The sequence below is a fragment of the Paraburkholderia fungorum genome (genome assembly GCF_046027215.1).
In the GTDB taxonomy this organism is placed as follows: domain Bacteria; phylum Pseudomonadota; class Gammaproteobacteria; order Burkholderiales; family Burkholderiaceae; genus Paraburkholderia; species Paraburkholderia fungorum_D.
Genome location: NZ_JAQQEN010000001.1, coordinates 1,680,484 through 1,700,073, shown reverse-complemented (window position 1 = coordinate 1,700,073; position 19,590 = coordinate 1,680,484). Strand labels below are relative to the sequence as shown.

Sequence of the window (19,590 nt, the reverse complement as noted above, 5' to 3'; positions counted from 1 at the left end):
TCGTCTCTCGTTCTGGGTTTGCTACTTAAGCCGAGTCTGTATGATTCGATTCATGGTCGCAATGCGACATCTGGCATAAAGTCATTACCATCAGGAATGCCTCAATGGAAACCCGTGACCTCGAATATGTTCTGGCCATCAACACATATGGCGGGATCGGCCGTGCCGCCACGGCCATGGGCGTCACTCAGCCCGCGTTGACCAAGGCTGTGAAGCGCATCGAAGCGCAGTTAGGCTTACGGTTGTTCGAGCGCAGCGCGCGGGGTATGAGTCCAACTTCGGCAGGGGCACTCTTCATCGATCGAGCTCGGCTTATTCATCGGGACTACGAAGATGTGCTGAAAGAAATGCGGGCGATTCAATCGGGGACGCAGGGCGTTTTGAGCCTGGGTTGTTCGCCCTCGGTCCCCGATGCGATGGTGCTGGATGCCTGTCGACAGTTGGTCATGGATCGCCCCGCGGCCCAGCTTCGTCTGCGTCGGATGCTGGCGCCTGCCCTTTTAGACCTCCTCGCGGAAGGTTCGCTCGATCTGGTCATGGCGCCAGTGCCAAAACAGCGCGCAGCAGATTTTGTGGTGCGGGAGCTTTTCAATGACAGACTCACTGTCATCGCGGACCAGGCGCACCCACTGCTGCGTAAGCGAAAGCCGAAGCTCGCTGATCTGGTGGGCCACGATTGGCTGCTGCCAGGTTCCCACGTCGCCGTGCGGCAACAAGTGGAAGCCGCGTTTCGCAATCAAGGCCTGCCACAGCCTATCTTGCGGATCGAGACAGACTTCAGCAGCCCCTCGTTCGTTCAGCTTGTTCGGGGTACGCAATTGCTGAGCGTCGCAAGTGCGGCGCCAAAGTGGGCGGCGATGGGGATTCGACCGATCAGGCTGGATGCGCAAGAGCTTGATCTGCAAAGGCGCATCGCGATCATGTCAAGAGCCGGAGCCTATTTGTCGCCCTTGGCGCAGCGGATGATTGCCATCGTGGAACAGCGTTCAAAGAAAACCTGGCCGGCCTGACGAGGCCGGTCAAATGCGTATCCGCTTGTCAAAGCACGGGCTGCGCTTGAGGGAACGTCCAGGATCCCTTCAGGACTTCGGCGCGCGGACGATAGAGTCGTACCGTATAGTTCCAGCCAGCCTCGGTGGGCAGGCAATTGGCAATCTTGCCGTCGCACGCTCCGAACTGGACCTCGACGGAATCGTCCCCGGCCTTCTTCGCCGTTACGTTATTAAGCGTATAGGCACCGTATGCGTTCGACTGGATATATCCCGATGCGTTGTACACGCTGACCGACCAGAATCCATCGACGGGCACGTCCTTGACACGTAGACGATACACCGTTGCACCGTCGTTCTTGCCCGGCGTGACGGTCAGATAGACAGCATCCTTATCCGGATTGCCGCCCCAGAGGGTTGCGGCACCGATCAGATGCCGTATCGGCGACACTTCGCCCGGCGGGCCGAACGAGTCCCTCGTGTCAGGAAGCGTCGATCCCAGCACTTTCAGCGCGTCGCGTACTCGCTTCTGACTGACGGCATCCCAATTGGGCATGTCGAAATGGCCGACACTCGCCTGTTTGACCTTGATCCCGTCCTGTAGCGCATGGACCTGTTGCAGATCCGCCGGATCTGACGGGTCCGCCAGCGTGCGCACCGTAACCAACACGTACCGCGTGCCCATCTGCTTCTTCGTCAACGTGTAGCTACCGCCGTCATAGACCACCTCTTGCGCATAGTGATCTTCGTTAATCGCAATCATCGAACGAAAGCGCTTGCCCGCGTCGGGCAGCGTGATCGTCACGGGCCCTGCATCAAGGTCGAACACCGCCGTCGAATAGATCGTGTCGCGATTGACACGTACGACAGTCTGCTTGTCAATCGGCGCCAGATCGCGGTGATGCCCGAACTGTCCGAGGCCGTTCTGCTTGACCATCGCGGTGAACATCATGTCCGACTCCGCGCGAACGAAGTTATCGGCGGTGACAGGAATTGAGAGTGCTGCCGAGCCGGCCGACTGTGCGCACACCGACGCCGTTGCGAGAGCGAGGCTAAGTGCAACGAGAGGCCGCAGTGAAAAGGACATGAAGACTCACTTTAGAAGTAGCTGTTCGACCGGTCAGCCTACTTCGTCACAAGTTGCGGCACACCTGTCCAGACGAGAGGGCGGCCGTTGCTACCGCGCGCGTAGGCATGCCCTCGATTCGTGGGCGGTTTCGGCATCAGACCAGGCGTCGCACGCCAGTTGGCTGAGTGCGGACGAAATTGCCTGTCAAACGCCGGGGCCGCCCGGCTGCCAATCAGGATTCGACGCGTTGCGGCTGAGCCAGGTGTCAGCGCCGCCCCACACATCTATGGCATGGATTTTGGCGGTATATAGGGGTCAGGCGTGCCTGCAGCGGAGGTCGCTGCTCACCGGCTACCCTCCTCCTAGATCAGGCTGCGTGCAATGATCAGTTTCTGGATATGGCTCGTGCCTTCGTAGATCTTGGTCACGCGCACATCCCGGTAATAGCGCTCGACCGGGAAGTCGTTGAGATAGCCATAGCCGCCGTGGATCTGCAAGGCATCCGAGCACACCTTCTCCGCCATCTCGCTGGCGAAGAGCTTGGCCATCGAGGCTTCCTTCGCGCAGGGGATGCCGGCTTCGTATAGCCTCGCGGCATGCAGCATGAACTGGTGCGCGACTTCCACCTGGGTTGCCATGTCGGCCAGATCGAAAGCGACGCCTTGCAGCTTGATGATCGGCGCGCCGTAGGCTTCGCGCTCGCTGGCATATTTCACCGCGGCTTCCAACGCGGCGCGCGCGGTGCCGACTGCCACCGCAGCAATCCCAATGCGCCCCTCAGACAGCATGCCCATGATCTTCTTGTAGCCGGAGCCCTCTTCCCCCAGGATGTTTTCAGCCGGTACACGACAGTCTTCCAACTGGATCGCGGCAATATGAGCCGAGCGCTGCCCGAGCTTGTTTTCGACGCGCGCCACGTTATAACCGGGCTGACTGGGATCGATGATGAACATGCTCGACCCATTCTTCCCGGCGGTCTTGTCGGTCACCGCAATGGCAAAGGCTACGGCAGCTTCGCTGCCGTTCGAGATGAACTGCTTGTTGCCATTCAACACATAATGCGATCCGTCACGGCGTGCCGTGGTACGGAAGGCCGCCGTATCCGAACCGGCGTGCGGTTCGGTCAACAGACCCGCGCCGATTTTTTCACCCGAGGCCATCGCCGCCAGGTACGTGCGCTTCTGCTCTTCGCTTCCCATTTTGGCAAGCATGCCGGCCATGGTGTTGTGTACGTGAATGAGCGTCGCAAAACCGGTATCCGCTGCGGAAAACGCTTCGATGGCGAGGCAATAGTCCACAAAAGTTGCGCCGGATCCGCCGTATTCCTCTGGCACTTGCATGCCTAGAAAGCCGAGTTCAGCGACGGTTTTCAATTCGGCGCGCGGCCACGCACAGGTCCGATCGCGCTCGGCTGCCGTTGGCGCGACCACTTCCGCCGCCACCTTCCTGGCCGAATCGCGGATCATGACTTCCTGTTCGCTCAGGAATACCGCTGACGTATCGTTCATTTATCTTGCTTCCCTAATTTGATGTCGGGCCTTACACAAGGCCACGTGAAATGATCAGCTTCTGGATATGGCTTGTGCCTTCGTAGATCTTTGTCACGCGCACGTCCCGGTAGTAGCGTTCGACCGGGAAGTCGTTGACGTAGCCATAGCCGCCGTGGATCTGCAAGGCATCCGAGCACACCTTTTCCGCCATCTCGCTGGCGAAGAGCTTGGCCATCGACGCTTCCTTCGCACAGGGGATGCCGGCTTCGCACAGGCGGGCGGCGTGGATCATGAACTGACGCGCGACTTCCACCTGGGTCGCCATATCGGCGAGATCAAAGGCAACGCCCTGCAGCTTGATGATCGGTGCGCCGTAGGCTTCGCGCTCCCTGGCATATCGCACCGCGGCTTCCAATGCGGCGCGCGCGGTGCCGACAGCCACTGCGCCAATGGCAACCCGCCCCTCCGACAGCAAGCTCATGACCAATTTGTATCCGCCGCCTTCATCGCCCACGCGGTTTTCGATCGGCACACGGCAGTTCTCCAACTGGATTTGTGCGACGTGCGCCGAGCGTTGACCCAGCTTGTGCTCGATACGGGCAACGATATAGCCGGGCTCGCTGGGTTCGGCGAGGAGCAGGCTCATGCCATTCCTGCCAGCGGTTTTGTCGGTGACGGCGAGTACAAAGGCCACACCGGCTTCGCTGCCGTTCGAGATGAACTGCTTGCTGCCATTCACAACGTAATGCGATTCTTCACGGCGTGCCGTGGTACGGAAAGCCGCCGTATCCGATCCCGCGTGCGGCTCAGTGAACAATGTCGCACCGATCTTTTCGCCGGAGGCCAGCGCCGGCAGGTACCTGCGCTTCTGCTCCTCGCTTCCCACTTTGGCAAGCATGCCGGCCATGGTGTTGTGCACGTGAATGAGCGTTGCGAAGCCGGCGTCCGCGGCAGCAAACTCTTCGATGGCGAGACAATAATCCACAAAGCTGGAGCCGGAGCCGCCGTATTCCTCCGGAATGAGCATCCCCAGAAAGCCGAGTTCAGCGACGGCTTTCAATTCGTCGCGTGGCCACGCACAGGTCCGATCGCGCTCGGCTGCCGTTGGCGCGACCACTTCCGCCGCCACTTTTCTCGCCGAATCGCGGATCAAGACTTCCTGCTCACTTAGGAATGCTGCTGATGTATCGCCCATTTTTTCCTCATGAAATGTGACATTCATTTTCCGGATTGAATTGCTTCCGGAGCAATGAATCGATGATGTCGGATCATTCCTTCGCAACGGAAATCATCGGGCCTTGCACCAGTCGTTCAGCACGGCTTCGCCGTGCTCGCCGCGGCTCGGTATGCTGCCCGGCTGCGCCAGGGGGGTGCCGATGAAGCGCGGTGCCGGATTGGCCTGCAGTACGCCATCGATGCGGCTGTACACTGCGCGTGCGGCCATGTGAGGATGCTTCGCCGCCTCGTCGGGGTTCAGAACCGGTGCAAAGCAGGCATCGGTGCCTTCCAGCAACGCACACCATTCGTCACGCGTGCGAGTGGCAAACAAGGCGGCGAAACGCTCGTGCACTTGCGGCCAATGATCGGGGTCATTTTGCTTCACCTCGGCGAGTTCGTCGGCAAGGTTCAGCTTCTCCAGCAGGATGCGGTAAAAGCGCGGTTCCAACGAGCCGACCGAGACAAAGTGACCATCGGCGCAGCGATAGGTACGATACCAATGCGGACCGTCGAGGAGGCTGCGCCCACGCTCATTCACCATCTGGCCAGTCGCCCTCAGGCCCATCAGCAGATTCATCATGTTGGCGCTGCCGTCCACGATCGATGCGTCGATCACCTGCCCCTTGCCTGTTGCACGCGCGCTCATCACGCCGGCCAGCACACCGACGGCCAGATACAACGCGCCGCCGCCGATATCGCCGATCAGGCTGGGCGGCACCATCGGCGCTTCGCCCGGTTGACCGGAATACCAAAGTGCGCCCGACAGCGCCAGATAGTTGATGTCGTGGCCGGCAGCGTGCGCCAACGGTCCCTCCTGCCCCCATCCGGTCATGCGGCCGTACACCAGCCGCGGATTGCGCGCGAGGCAGACGTCGGGACCGAGTCCCAGCCGTTCCATCACGCCGGGGCGCATTCCTTCTGTCAGCACGTCGCAGTTTTCCACCAGACGCAGCAGTGTTTCCACGCCTTCCGGGGACTTGAGATCCAGGGCGATCGAGCGCTTGCCGCGGTTCATGATTGCGCGCTTGCCGAGATCGTTATCTTCGGCGCCTACCTGCATGCGGTCGACGAGCACAACATCGGCGCCCAGATCGGCCAGATTCATGCCGCAGAACGGGACCGGCCCGATCCCGTAAATTTCCAGGACGCGCAGTCCCGCCAGCGGGCCATTCTGATTTCGACTCATTTCCATTCTCTCGATTAAGGTCGCTTCAACGACTTGAATGTCACGCTACGACCGCGAAGGGGCTCGCATTGGCGGCGCACTGCATGGCCGCCAGCTGATGCAGTTCACACACATAGCGCTTCATTGGTGGCAGCCGTCGATACAATGGATCGGGCGCACTGTGATGTCAGTTGCGATACATGGTGACGACGGCAGCGCCGCCAATACCAATGTTGTGCTGCAGCGCGATGCGCGCGTCCTGCACCTGGCGCTGGCCGGCATTGCCGCGCAGTTGCTGCACAAGCTCCGTGCACTGCGCGAGGCCGGTGGCCCCGATAGGGTGGCCTTTCGACAGCAAGCCGCCGGACGGATTGGTCACGTAGCGGCCGCCATACGTGTTGTCGCCATCGTCGACAAACTTTTGCGCGCCACCTTCCGGACACAGGCCGAGCGCTTCGTAAGTCAGCAATTCGTTGTGCGCGAAGCAGTCGTGCAGTTCCACCACGTCGACGTCTTCGGCTCCGATGCCGGCGATCTCGTAGACCTTGTTGGCCGCCGCGCGTGACATGCTGAAACCAGCGATGTTGCGCATGTCGTCGGATTGGAAGGTGTCGAGACCATCGGTGGCGATGGCTTGCGCTTCGATCCACACGCGCGTGTCGAGTCCGTGCTTCTTCGCATACGCTTCGCTGCACAGCACGACAGCCGCCGCGCCGCAAGTGGGCGGACAGGCCATCAGGCGCGTCATCACGCCCGGCCACAACACTTGATCGGCCATCACTTCTTCGGTGGTTACGATCTTGCGGAACACCGCCATCGGATTGTTGACCGCATGACGGCTAGCCTTGGCACGGATCTTCGCGAAGGTTTCCATCGGCGTCCCGAAGCGCTTCATGTGCGCCAGGCCGCCGCCGCCAAATGTCGTCAAGGCCGTGGGCAGATCCAGTTTGCCCAGCAGTTTTTCCTTTTGCTGCTCAAACAATTCGAGGGGATCCGGCCGGTCATGGAAGTTCGATCCAAGCGCGCCTCGGTTCATCTGCTCGAAGCCGACTGCCAGCACGACGTCCACGTCGCCACTGGCAATCGCCTGGCGCGCCAGATAGATCGCGGAAGAACCACTGGCGCAGTTGTTATTGACGTTGACGATGGGGATGCCGGTCATGCCGACGTCGTACAGCACACGCTGGCCGCAGATCGAATCGCCGTAGATATAGCTCGCAAACGCCTGCTGGATCGATTCATAGCCGACACGGGCGTCAGCCAGCGCGGCGCGCACCGCCTCCGCGCCCATCACCGGGTAGGTTTCGCTCTGGCCCGGCTTCCTGAATGGAATCATGCCGACACCGGCAACGACGACCTTTTGCGTCATGTCCTGCTCCTTTCGTCATTCGAATTGTTCACTGGCAAGCATGCCGACCACGTCGTTCGGGCAAACCCGGATGCGCCTCTTGCCCGAAGTTCATACACGTGAACAATAGGCATAGACGCTTCAGGCAGCACCCCGAATTCAGGGGGGGGCGCGCGCTTTGCACGCCCCCCCTTTGCCAGTGCGGGTGCGCACGGCGCGTGGCAAACGCACGCGCGATTGCATACACTAGTGCTCCGCGACACATGCCGCGCTGCGAAATAAAGCGCCCCTGGTGCTTCTGGCCGGGACGAGGCGACGGGCTCCGGCAACTGCCGGGAATACCGATCCGTTGCAGCGAGCGCTTGCAAAGCAATCGAGCAGGAATGCCTTCAATGAATATCGATAAGCTGCTTGTGGTGAGCAAGTTTGCGCCGCCACGCATCGACGCCCGTCACATTTTCCGTACGCAGTTACTCGACCCGCTGCGCGAGCCGCAGCACTACGCCCTTGCGCTGGTCACCGGGGGTGCCGGCTTCGGCAAGACCATCCTGCTGGTGCAGCGGCGTCAGGAATTGATGAAGGCGGGAGCCGAAGTCGCGTGGCTGTCACTGAGCCACGACGACAAGCACCTGCCGAACTTTTGCGCCTATCTATTTGCTGCCTTTGAGCGGCTGGGTATCCGGATCGAGAACGACATGCTGCTGGAAGGCGACAGCGGCAAATCGATGAACAGCGTGTTGGCCGTTGTGGCGGATGCAGTTGCCCACATCGCCAAAGAGCTCTATCTCATCATCGACGACTATCACCACGTAGAAGACCCGTGGGCACATAAGCTGATGCAGAAATTGCTCGACCATTGCCCGGCGAACCTGCATTTGATCATTGCCTCGCGCGTTACGCCTCCACTTGGCCTCAGCCGCTTGCGCGTGTCGGGACAAGTCGCAGAGATCGGCTTCGCGGAACTCCCCTTCGACGTGGACGAGACCCGTGTTTTCTTCGAGCGGAACCTCAGTACGATGAAGCTCTCAGCGGATGAAGTGCGATTGATCCACGACCTCACCAATGGTTGGCCGGCCAGTCTGCAACTGATCGCCGTCATGTTGAAAAATAGTCCGGCGAAGCGTGCAAAGCTTCGTTCCTTTCTGCGTAAATCGACCGACCTGCAAGCCTATCTCGCGGAAGATGTGCTCGCCTATTTGCCGCCGGAATCGACAGCGTTCCTCGAAACCATTTCGGTCTGTCGACGCTTCAACGCGGAACTCGCCGCTTTCATCGCTGACAACGCGCACGCGGCCGACTTGATCAAGCGGGCGGAAGACGAGAACCTGCTGATTTATCGGGTGGAGTCGGACGACCCTTCGCCGTGGTACCGCTTTCACCCGCTATTCGGTGACTTTCTCGCGAGTCGGCTGACGCGGCGCGGCCAGCCTGCCGTGGAAGCGCTGCACCGCCTCGCCAGCCGGTGGTTTGCGGGGCAGGAGCTTCTGGCGGAGGCGGTTCATCATGCCAGCCTCGGCGGAGATCTGGAATTTGCTGTCGACGCCATAGAACAGGCGACCCCCACCACCTGGAGCCTGGGTTACATCAGCCCCATGTTGCATCTGCTCGAGCACTTACCCCAGGACACGCTGTTCGCTCATCCCCGGCTTTTTTTTCTCGGTTGCCTGACTTATGCGTTGACCGCGCGCCCGGATCAAGCGGAACAATGGATCGAGCAAATCCGGAAAAGCGATGCCGCAAAAAATCCTGCGATCTCTTCCCAGCTCGCACTGGCGGATGCCGCGATCGCGCTGCAGCGCGACGATACGCAACGGGTCATCGATCTGCTCAAGCACAACGCACCGTCCGACATTCGATTTCTGCGCTACGTCTATTGGTTGTCGGCTCTGGCGGCGGCCTATGCTTCGGTGGGCCGCTACAGCGACGCTCGCAAGCTTCTGGCCGACAACCCGGTTGACGCCGCGGACTGCGACAACGACATGGCACTCGTGGCAGAAGGCACGCGGCCCCTTATCCTGCTGATCGAGGGCAACGTCAAGGAGGCGGCGCGGCTAGGCGCGCCCCTTCTCGCCCGTTCGGAGGCCGCGCATGGGCGCGGATCCCTCTCCGCAAACCTGTGTGCGGGCAGTCTCGGAGACGCGTACTACGAGCTTGACCGGCTCGACGAGGCGCGCGCGGTGCTCGCCAACCGTACCAGCATTCTCCGGTTTTCGTCACCGGAAGTCATGGTGCATGCCACGCTGTGCCATGCGCGGCTGGATCTGTTACAGGAAACGCCGGATGTCGCTTTGGAATTCCTCGAAGCGCATGCAACGCATTTCAATAGCATTGGCCTGGATCGGCCCCTCGCTTACATGCTGGCCGAACAGATCAGGATACTTCTCATCAAAGGCGATCGGGTGCGCGCCGCCGACCTGACGGCCGATTTGCATCAACTGGCGGCACTCCATCGGAACGCGAAAGGCTTCCGCGCCGAAATTCCGGTGATCGCGGCCCAGGCCCAGGCGCGGCTTGCACTCGCCAATTGCGATTATGGGGAAGCCTTGGACGCCCTGTTGGCGGTCGTTAATTTTGCGGAGAAATTCGGTCGTGCCAGATTACTGGTCATGGCCAACGTGCTGGCGGCAACGGCGCTCAGTAGCCTGGAGCGTAAAGAGGAAGCGGCCCAATACCTGATTCACGCGCTGCAAACGGGGGCCCGGCTCGGCCTGATACGCACCTTTCTCGATGAGGGCCAACGTGTCGGGGAGATGCTGGCGCACCTGCAGAACGACGCCGGCATGGATAGCCTTGCAGCGCAATGGCTGCACAACCTGATGGGGAGATTTTCGCCAAGAGGCCCAGCGGAGCAGACAACAAGCGCGTCGTCTTACCAGAAAAAAACCATGCTGCAGGAGGTGATCCTCACGCCGCGCGAACTGGAAATCCTGGGTCTGGTGTCGCAAGCAATGTCCACCAAGCGCATTGCACTGACGCTCAACATCACGCCCGAAACGGTGAAATGGAATGTCAGGAACATTCTTTCGAAACTAAATATATCGAGTCGTTATGATGGGGTGACGTGGGCGCGCCAACGGGGTCTCATCAAGTGACCCAACGCGCGCAATCAGGTGGCGCATCGGTTGAATCATTCGGCCGTCGTCAATAACGCATGCAACATGCGGGCGAGCAGCAGTGACGTATCCGCCTCCCCCAGGTATGCGGGCTTCTTGAGCGCAATCACTCGAAGCGATGCCAACAGCACCTCGTTGACAAGAAATTGCGCTTTTTCGCGATCGTGCACCAGAATCTCATCTGGAAACCGAGCAAACAGGGCTGGCATCGCTCCGGATGACCAAAAATGTTCCGGCTTGACGAGATCGAGCCGCACCAATTCGTCATAGTAGGCAGATTTGACGTTGAAATCCGGATCGATCTGCGACCATTTATGCAGCGCGGCAATGCCGCTTCGGAGTGCCAACAAGATGCCATCGAACAGCGTGGCGGAGAGCGGCAGCGCTTGAATGTCCTCGAGCAGCAGGCGACGGCATTCGGCGCGGTAGTCTTCGAAAATCGCGCCAATCAACGACTCTATGGTTGGGAAGTATTCGTAGATGGAACTGACTGCTACGCCTGCGCATTCGGAGAGCCGGTAAAGCGACACCGCATCACGCCCTTCTTTCTCCAGAATGTCCCGGCCCGTTTTCTTGAGCGCGTCAACCAGCACGATCGAGCGCGTCTGACGCGGGCGCTTGCGCGGCTTCGCCAGCACTTCGATATGCACTACGTCGTTTGCCGTCTTTCCCGGGGATGGCCTGGTCATCCGTCTCTCTCTTTTCGGTGAAGTGCCAGTCGATGGGCCCGTGCGCGTCTGAACTACGCTGGGAAAAGTGAAAGTCACCCACTACTTCATTCAGCCTTAGGCCGGCCGAACAGCTAAAAGAGTACCCGAAATCGGGCGCTCACTTCGCAGGCAATTGGCGTGGCAGCTTCTCGACGAACACTTCCGGACGCGGCGCCGGCAGCGTCATGAAATACAGAGCCAGCGACTCTCATGACCGGCGCGAATCCGTTATTTTTCTTTTAATTCAATCCATTGGCGTCGTCCCACGCGCCCTCGGAATGCGGAGATGAATTCGCATTTCATCCTCTTATACTGGTTCAGCGCCAACACCGTCGCCGCGTCAACAGCAACATTGTTCCGTCTGTCGCATCGGCGCTCGCCGCCGGATCCTTCATCATTCAATTGCGAAACCTGATCATGACTCTTGCGGACAAGTCTCTCGAGGACAAAACCCGTCTGCTGCTGAATGAACCGGCAGCTCTCGCGAATTACTCGCTCCATAAGTGGAACCATCTGCCACGCGCCGAAGTCGAGGCGCTACAGCTTGCTGCCCTGAAGCAGCGCTTCGCCGCATTGCGCGACCGGATTCCAATGCTAAAGAAGCTCGCCGATGCTGAAGGCGTGGAACGCATCGAGCATGTCGACGATGTGGCGCCGCTGTTATTCAAGCATACCGTCTACAAGTCCTATCCGCCGTCGCTGCTGGAAAAGCGCAACTTCACGCAGATCAACCAATGGTTCGGCAAGCTGGTCACGCCCGAACTCGCCGACGCCATTGCTGCGGTCGATGTCAGCGGCTGCCAAGGGCTGGACGAGTGGTTCGGAAAAATGGACGAAGCAGTCCCACAGCTCACGCTTAGCCACACCTCGGGCACCTCCGGCACGCTGTCGTTCCTGCCGCACGGCACGCGCGAATGGGAAAAGGTCCTGAGCGTGCGGCGCCTGTTCGTATGGAACATGGATGGCCCGGACACGCCGCAGCCCGAACTTCACGTGGCCTACCCTTACTTCCGCTCCGGCTTCATGAGTCACCTGCGCATCAACGACCATGTCGTCAAGACATTGCTGCAGGGCGAGTCCTATTTCCGGGCCGCCTACCCTGGGCTGCTCTCCAGCGACCTGCTGCATCTGAGCGCCAAAGTCCGCGCCGCCCACGCCAAGGGCACGCTTGACCGGCTCGATATCAGCCCGGACATGATGGCGAAGAAAGAAACCTTCGACCGCTTGCAGGCCGACATGCCGCGACACCTGGCGGCCTTCTTCGAGCGGATGGCGACCGAGATCCAGGGCAAGCGGGTTTACATTTCAGCCACCTGGACCAACCTGCACAACATGGCCAAGGCCGGCCTGGCCCGCGGACTGGAAAGCGTGTTCGACGCCGATTCCTTCATCAATACGTCCGGCGGCGCGAAGGGTCTGGTGCAGCCGGAGGGCTGGCGGGAAGACATCCTGCGCTTCACCGGCGCGAGGCGTCTCAACGAGGGATATGCCATGTCCGAGGTGCCGTGCTCGCACATGCGCTGCGAGCACGGTCACTTCCACCTCAACCCCACCGCCATTCCGTACCTGCTCGACCCCAAAACCGGCAAACCGCTGCCGCGCAGCGGCCGGGCCACGGGGCGCGCCGCCTTTTTCGACCTGGGCGCCGAGACACGCTGGGGCGGCTTCGTCAGCGGCGACGAAATCACGATCGAATGGGACGAGCCCTGCGCCTGCGGGCAGCCGAGCGCCTACATCGCCGGTCCCATCCAGCGCTACAGCGAAAAGAATGGCGGCGATGACAAGATCACGTGTGCCGCCACGGAAAGCTCACTCAGCGAAGCGATGGATTTTCTGAATACTCTCGAAGGCTAATGACATGAACAAGCCGATTTCCAATCCGATTGCGCCGATGATCATCCGTGGCGAGGTCATCGCCGACAACCTGATCGAAGTAGGCGGCCGCGGCGGCGACCTCGCCTTCCTGACCCCGGACGCGCACAAGTACATCGACAAGCTGCCACTCGGCAATCCCGCCAGACTGGCAGATCTCTACACGCTCAGCTTCGACGACATTCTCGACTATGCCGGCGAGCTGGCGAGGCACCTTGACGTCGCCACCAACCGGCACCTGCAGGAAGCCTGCGAGCTGTCCTATCTGACTGCGCCGACCACCCCCTCGCTGGTCAGGAACAGCTACCTGGGCTTGCCCAACATGCTCGCCCGTGACGCGATCATCGAGGCGGTCGACTCCACCGTTGGCATCAAGTACCTGGAAGGCTGGGTCAAGCAGCGCCTGCTCGACGGCACCGAACTCGAAGTGCGCTGCTTCGGCTCGCGCGCCTTGCATATCGTCGCGGGAAATTCGCCGGGGCTGTCGTTGCTGACCATCATCCGCAACATGGTGCTGCGCAGCGACGCCATTATCAAAGCGCCGTCCAACGATCCCTTCACGGCGCTGGCCATCGCTCGCACCATGATCGACATGGCGCCGGACCACCCGCTCACCCGACATCTCTCTGTCGCCTACTGGAAAGGCGGCGACACGGCTTTCGAAGCGCGTTTGTACCAGCCGCAAAACATTGAAAAAATCGTTGCCTGGGGTGGTTTCGCCTCGCTCAAGCATGTCACCCAATACATCCAGCCCGGGCTGGAGCTGATCTCGCTCGATCCGAAACGCAGCGCGAGCATCATCGGCAAGGACACGTTCGGCAGCGAGGCGAGCATGCGTGAAGCTGCGCTGCGCCTCGCCAGCGACATCGGCGCGATGAACCAGAAGGGTTGCGTCAACGCGCGCGTGGTGTACGTGCAGAGCGGTACCGACGAGGCGGATCTCGCGCAACTCAACACCTTTGGTCAGTATGTCTACGAGGCGTTGATGGGTTTGCCGAACAGCCTGTCCACCGCGCCCAAACGCTACGACGAAGGGCTCAAGGAGCATGTCGATGCACTGCGCCTGGATGACCAGTGGTACAAGGTCATCGGCGGCAAGGACGGCGAAGGCGCAATCATCGTGTCGCAGATCCCTGACGCGGTGTCCTTCTCCACGCTTCTGGATGACCGTACGGCCAACCTGGTGCCGGTCGACACGCTCGACGAAGTCATGGATGCAGTGGACGCCTACACCCAGACGGTGGGCATCTATCCGGAAAACCTGAAAGATGACTTGAAGGACCGCCTGCCCCTGTATGGCGCGCAACGCATCGTGTCGCTCGGATACGCGATCGCAGGCAAGTGGGCCGCCCCGCAGGATGCCATCGAGCCGCTGCGCCGGATGGGCAAATGGATATCCAACCAGATCGCCTCGCCGGAGACCACGCCGGCACCATGGCAACGACCGCCGATCAACTAATGACCGCTCATCAACGGAAGCCGGTACACCGTTGCCGGCGCAGTGACCCCATATAGATCGTCAGCGACTCGCCTGCGCATCGCACCCTCCCCCCTACAAAAGAGGGGGCAATGCGCCGCCGAGTCGATCCATACTGCCAGAAGTCGCTCGACGTGATGGCGCCCTTCGCACGCGGCGCGCGCACTCATGCGGAAACACTCGTTTGGAAGTAACTCGACTGGCAATGGCGCATAGTGGTGTCACAGATGTCAAGAAGATCGACCGGAAAAGCCTGCTTCCCGGCACGTTTCGAACGCGCCTACCGATTTCGCGCCCGCGATTTCCAGCATCCACGCGCCGCGAACGAGGTGGACAACAGGCGCGCCGACCGTCAACCTTTCAAATAGATGTTGAGGCGCTTTGCCGAATTACGCAGGTGTGTCTCAGCGGCGCTCCCGGCTCGATCCGCGTCACCCGCGCTGATCGCCTCGAAGATCTGCTTATGCTCCTGCTGCACCGCCTCGACCAGCTGCGCATACCGGGTCTTCGTGTTGCTGCGCGCCTGCCGGATCAGGCGACGCGCGCCATGCTCGAGATGTTCGCTCAGTGCCTGAAAATGCGGATTATGGGTCGCGTCGACAATCGCCTGATGGAACGCAAAATCCTCTTCGTCTCCGAGGCGATCACTGGCGATTTCATACTCCATACCGATCAGTGCGCGGCGAATCCGTTTCAGATCGTCTGCCGTTCGCCGCAAGGCGGCAAAACGCGTCGCGGCCACCTCGACGGTGATCAGCAACTCCATCACCATCGCGAGAGAGTCCTTCTGTCCGAGTTCCACATCCTGCATGCGGAAAACCTGGCGTTGACTGCCGTCGCTGACATAGACGCCGCTGCCCACTCTCGACGTCACGAGCCCCTCGGATTTCAATTTGGACAGCGCTTCACGCACGACCGCGCGGCTGACAGAAAACTGCTCGCACAGCAGCCTTTCGCTAGGCAACCGATCGCCTGCTATGAATTCCTTTGCGCGGATAGCCTGGGCAAGGTGCTTTGCGATCTCGTCGGGCAAATGCTGCGGAGCGTTCTGGTCGGCCGCCCCGACGGGAATTCGGCCAATCACCGCTCGCGGAGCCGCTCCTGCCTTCGCCGCGTTGCGCTTGTTGAGTGGTTCTGCAGACATGTCTATCCGGTTTTTCAATTGGTCTTACAGGCAAATTTAGCACACTTCGTGTGGTTGGCCAGAAGAGAGACTCGAGTTGACGAGCGGCAGGGTTGCGCCGCATTGACACCGTCACGCCTCTCCACTAACCTCCCAACCTGTCAGACCACTTATATATTCTGACTTACCAGTCATTTTACGTGCGGTTAGGCGTCTGGTAATTCAGATGTTTCGGTTTTGAAGTTGCTTTTGTGGAGAAGCTATGAACACGCTGGACACCGATCTGGCCGAGTTGCACGGTATTGAATCCGATTGGCGTTTCGGACTGCCATTCGACGTTCGCTGGAGCGAACTGGACGCATTTTCACACGTCAGCCATCGTAGTTATTTCACGTGGTGCGAAGAAGCGCGCAATGCCTATTTCGCGTCGCTCGGCGAACCCGCCTTCTCCGTTGAGCGTGCCGGCCCCGTACTGAAGGAAGTCGGATTTACTTACGAGCGTTCGCTGGACCAGGGCAGCCATGTCGTCGTGACCGCGCGTGTTGCATGGATGCGCAACACCAGTTTCCGGATGGAATTCGCTGCCTGGAGTCGGGGACTCGTGGGACGAGGACACGCGATCTGCATCTGGATGCGCAATTCGACTAGCGAGCTGGTCACCGTTCCAGACGACCTGCGCCTGCGGATTACACAGCGTGACGCGCCCCAGGATCTGCGACGCGCGACGTAGCCGCGGACGAGCCCTGTATTGCGTGCGCCAGACAACCGCATGAGAGCCCCGATCAACGAGACACACAATGACAGCCTACTCAGACTACCAACCGCGCACAGCATGGCTCATTGCCGCCTTGCTGACGGGCCTCGCGCTCATCAACTTCCTCGACAAAGTCGTACTGGGCCTGCTAGCGGTGCCCCTCATGGCCGAGTTCAAGTTGTCACCGTCAGAATTCGGTCTGATTGCCGGCAGTTTCTTCTGGCTCTTTTCGACGTCCAGCGTGATCGTCGGTTTTCTTTCCAACCGCTTTTCCACGCGGTGGATCCTCTTTGCAATGGCGCTCAGCTGGTCTCTATTGCAACTCCCGCTGGCCATTGCCGGCGGCGCGCTGACCATTCTCGTCTGCCGTGTCATCCTGGGGGCGGCGGAGGGTCCGGCATCTCCGCTGTCGATGCACGAAGTGTTCAAGTGGTTCCCTGATCAGAAGCGCGGCCTGCCGGTCGCACTGCAACAGCAGGGCGCGGCCTTTGGCCTCGTCGTATCGGGCCTGCTCATTCCGCCAGTCACACGGCATTGGGGTTGGCGCATGAACTTCGTTATGCTCAGCGTCCTCGGTGCTGTCTGGTGCCTGCTCTGGTTGCGCTTTGGGAGAGAGGCCGGACCGCATGAGCCGACCGACCCGGCCCACCGCGCGAAACCCGCCACGGACCCGGCCGCGGCCCAGGTAGCACGCCTGCCGTACCGCGCGATACTGGGTTCTCCCTCGGTCCTGCTGGTCTTCCTGCTCGGGTTCTCGGCGTATTGGACATCGGGCCTGATGCTGACCTGGCTGCCCACCTATCTGGAGAAAGGCCTCGGTTTCGACAGCATCACCTCCGGCCGGGTATTTTCGATGATCCTGCTGTTCACGACACCTTATACGATCGGCCTGAGCTGGCTGTCACAGCGCATGCAGGCGCGGGGAGCCTCGACCCGGCAGTCGCGCGTCCATGTCATGAGTGTGGCTTTTGTAGCCGGTGGCACGATGCTTGTCGCATTGGCGGCCTTTGATCTTCCGCCCATGGCGAAGGTCGTGCTATTCGCTTTAGGCAATGCCCTTCCCTCGATCTGTTTTACCCTGGCGCCGGCTATCCTCGGCGAGCTGGTGCCAGCCAGCCAGCGCGGCTCAATCATGTCGATCTATACGGCTCTCGCCAGTTCGGCGGGTGCGATCGCGCCCGTCGTGATGGGCCGCCTCGTTCAGGCACACGGCACCACCAATTCACATGGCTATGAGACCGGCTTCCTGATCGGCGCCGCGCTCCTGATTGTCGCCGCCGTCGCCAGTGCGCGTTTCCTGCATCCCGAGCGAGCGCGACTGAGGTTGGCGCACACCGCGGCCTCCAGGCTGGCTTGAGCAATGGTGCGACGACCGGCCCTTCGCGCGAGGAAGCAGTCGAATTTCGCGCGCGAGCGTATTCATTCAACACGAGAAGCCTGAAGAGAGCTACAGATATATGTCAGATCATCCAGTTTCCTCACCTGCCGCAGGCTCGTCCGGACATGGCGGCACGCCCGCGGTGGCGGGTTCCAAACCGGCTTTGGGGGCGGCTGCCGTGCGTCTCGTACGCGCCGGGAACGGCGCCATCGTCAACGAGGCGATCCTGGACAACGCGCGCCTGGTCAAACATCAGGACTTCACGCCCTACCAGCTGACCGGGGGGGTTTGGGTCTTGCCGGGCCCTTCGTTGAACGCCGCGGTGATCGAGGGGCCCGACGGGCTGATTGTCTGGGAAACCGGTGAGAACATCGAGCACGGCAAGCGATACCGCGAGCTCATCCGCAGCATCAGCACCAAGCCGATCAAGGCGGTTATCTACAGCCATACCCACTACACGCTGGGCACCTCGGCGATCATCGAAGGCGAGCTCGATGTAAAAGTCATCGGGCATCCAAAGCTCAATGAGAACATGCAGGTGGCCACGCTCGGCTCCTACTTCCCGGAGATCGAACCGCTTCAACGCGCACGCGCCGTTCAGCATGCGCAGATGTTCTTGCCTGAGCAAGGCGAGGACGCGAAGCACGGCTTCTTCATCGAACCGGGGGAGCGCGGCTTCGTTCCCGTCAACACGCCCGTGCAGCACGGCGAGGAACTGACAGTCGCGGGCATACGCCTGCAGTTCTTCACCGAAGGCGGTTCCGATACCGACGACTGCACCACCGTGTGGCTGCCGGAACACAAGGTGGCCCTGAACAACATCCTCTGGCCCTGGCAGCCGAATTTCTATACCCCGCGCGGCGCCAAATTCCGCGATCCGCGTATCTGGTCTGAGGCGCTGCGGCATATCCTCGCGCTGCAACCTGAGTACCTGATCAATCAGCACGGCCGCTCCATCGCCGGTCGGGAAGAGATCGGGCGCACGCTGCGCAACTATCTGGACTTCACAAGCCTCGTGCTCGACCAGACCTTGCGCGGCATCCTGCAGGGCAAGGGCCCTGAAGAGTTGCGCGACTTCATCCGGCTGCCGCGTCATCTGGCGGCCGAGCCATGGCTGTTCGAGTCATACGGACGCATGGACTGGCATGCGCCCTACATCATGAACCACGCGGTGGGTTGGTGGGATGGCGACGCCGCCACGCTCGCCAAACTGCCGCCGCAGCAAATCGCCGAACGCATGGTGCCGCTGCTGGGCGGGCGCGACAAGATACTCGTCGCGGCGCGCGAGGCGCGCGCCAAGGGTGAACTCGCATGGGCGCTCGAGCTGCTCAACTACCCGTTCCGTCTCACGCCGGCTGATGCTGAAATCCGCCAGCTCAAGGCCGAGCTGCTGCGCGAAAGCGCGCGAGCCTGCACGGCGAGCATCACGCGCGGTTTCATGCTGAGCCAGGCGCTTGCGCTCGAGGGCAAGATCACGCTGCCGCGCGTGGTGCCTCCCACGCCGCAGCAGATAGCCGCGAATCCCACGACGTTCGTCAACCAGATGCGCGTGCGCGTCGATCCTGTCAAAGCACAGGACACTGATGCGGTCATGCGCTTTGACTTCACGGATGGCACGAGGCAATCGGTGGCGCTCCATTTGCGTCGAGGGGTGACCGAATTCGTCGAGCGGCCGGATCGCCACTACCGGCAGGCCGACATCGTTCTTACGCTTGACGCGCGATGCTTCGCCGCCCTCTTCCTCAGCTCAGAATCGCTAGAGGCGCTGGTGGACCGGCAAGCGGTCGTCATCACCGGCGACAAAGCCGGCGCGTCGGCGTTCCTTGCCTTGTTTGATTCGCTGCGGCCGTAAGCGGACTGGCGTATTCGACGTTCCAAAAGAGA

General features: G+C 60.8%; 14 protein-coding genes. 7 read left to right on the top strand and 7 right to left on the bottom strand.

Annotated elements, in window-relative coordinates; all coding sequences use genetic code 11:
- Window positions 1–104 precede the first annotated feature (104 nt).
- A complete protein-coding gene (locus tag PQR27_RS07540) occupies window positions 105–1,010 on the top strand; it encodes a LysR family transcriptional regulator (protein WP_408226374.1) in 906 nt (301 codons plus the stop codon).
- A gap of 28 nt (window positions 1,011–1,038) precedes the next feature.
- Here the strand turns inward: PQR27_RS07540 and PQR27_RS07535 are convergent, their stop codons facing one another.
- From PQR27_RS07535 to PQR27_RS07515, 5 genes are all read right to left on the bottom strand, one after another.
- Window positions 1,039–2,076, bottom strand: coding sequence for a DUF1254 domain-containing protein (locus PQR27_RS07535; protein ID WP_408269045.1), 1,038 nt, complete (start codon window positions 2,074–2,076; stop codon window positions 1,039–1,041).
- Between the two features lie 344 nt (window positions 2,077–2,420).
- Window positions 2,421–3,566: an acyl-CoA dehydrogenase family protein gene (locus tag PQR27_RS07530; protein WP_408226368.1), complete on the bottom strand. Its 1,146-nt coding sequence runs from the start codon at window positions 3,564–3,566 to the stop codon at window positions 2,421–2,423.
- Window positions 3,567–3,597: 31 nt separating this feature from the next.
- On the bottom strand, window positions 3,598–4,743 hold the full coding sequence (locus PQR27_RS07525; RefSeq protein ID WP_408226366.1) for an acyl-CoA dehydrogenase family protein: 1,146 nt from the start codon (window positions 4,741–4,743) through the stop codon (window positions 3,598–3,600).
- A 93-nt stretch (window positions 4,744–4,836) separates the two neighbouring features.
- Window positions 4,837–5,952, bottom strand: a complete 1,116-nt coding sequence (locus PQR27_RS07520; RefSeq protein ID WP_408269041.1) for a CaiB/BaiF CoA transferase family protein — start codon at window positions 5,950–5,952, stop codon at window positions 4,837–4,839.
- A 166-nt stretch (window positions 5,953–6,118) separates the two neighbouring features.
- Window positions 6,119–7,300: a lipid-transfer protein gene (locus tag PQR27_RS07515; RefSeq protein ID WP_408269038.1), complete on the bottom strand. Its 1,182-nt coding sequence runs from the start codon at window positions 7,298–7,300 to the stop codon at window positions 6,119–6,121.
- 371 nt (window positions 7,301–7,671) lie between these two features.
- On the opposite strand from PQR27_RS07515, the gene PQR27_RS07510 reads away from it, so the two are divergent.
- Complete coding sequence (locus tag PQR27_RS07510; protein WP_408397976.1) at window positions 7,672–10,371, top strand: winged helix-turn-helix domain-containing protein; 2,700 nt, start codon at window positions 7,672–7,674, stop codon at window positions 10,369–10,371.
- Window positions 10,372–10,406: 35 nt separating this feature from the next.
- On the opposite strand, the gene PQR27_RS07505 is transcribed toward PQR27_RS07510, so the two are convergent.
- Window positions 10,407–11,042, bottom strand: coding sequence for a TetR/AcrR family transcriptional regulator (locus PQR27_RS07505; RefSeq protein WP_408397974.1), 636 nt, complete (start codon window positions 11,040–11,042; stop codon window positions 10,407–10,409).
- A gap of 477 nt (window positions 11,043–11,519) precedes the next feature.
- On the opposite strand from PQR27_RS07505, the gene PQR27_RS07500 reads away from it, so the two are divergent.
- On the top strand, window positions 11,520–12,956 hold the full coding sequence (locus PQR27_RS07500; protein ID WP_408523052.1) for a hypothetical protein: 1,437 nt from the start codon (window positions 11,520–11,522) through the stop codon (window positions 12,954–12,956).
- Window positions 12,957–12,960: 4 nt separating this feature from the next.
- A complete protein-coding gene (locus PQR27_RS07495) occupies window positions 12,961–14,433 on the top strand; it encodes an acyl-CoA reductase (protein ID WP_408511624.1) in 1,473 nt (490 codons plus the stop codon).
- 370 nt (window positions 14,434–14,803) lie between these two features.
- Here PQR27_RS07495 and PQR27_RS07490 read toward each other — a convergent pair whose 3' ends face one another.
- A complete protein-coding gene (locus PQR27_RS07490) occupies window positions 14,804–15,613 on the bottom strand; it encodes a FadR/GntR family transcriptional regulator (protein WP_408397970.1) in 810 nt (269 codons plus the stop codon).
- 223 nt (window positions 15,614–15,836) lie between these two features.
- On the opposite strand from PQR27_RS07490, the gene PQR27_RS07485 reads away from it, so the two are divergent.
- The 3 genes from PQR27_RS07485 to PQR27_RS07475 all read left to right on the top strand — a co-directional run bounded on the left by PQR27_RS07485 (window position 15,837) and on the right by PQR27_RS07475 (window position 19,558).
- Window positions 15,837–16,304, top strand: coding sequence for an acyl-CoA thioesterase (locus tag PQR27_RS07485; protein WP_408226342.1), 468 nt, complete (start codon window positions 15,837–15,839; stop codon window positions 16,302–16,304).
- A 67-nt stretch (window positions 16,305–16,371) separates the two neighbouring features.
- Window positions 16,372–17,685, top strand: a complete 1,314-nt coding sequence (locus tag PQR27_RS07480; RefSeq protein ID WP_408226339.1) for an MFS transporter — start codon at window positions 16,372–16,374, stop codon at window positions 17,683–17,685.
- Window positions 17,686–17,884: 199 nt separating this feature from the next.
- The gene (locus PQR27_RS07475) at window positions 17,885–19,558 is read left to right on the top strand and encodes an alkyl sulfatase dimerization domain-containing protein (RefSeq protein WP_408523051.1); all 1,674 of its coding nucleotides are present in this window, start codon (window positions 17,885–17,887) and stop codon (window positions 19,556–19,558) included.
- Window positions 19,559–19,590 lie beyond the last annotated feature (32 nt).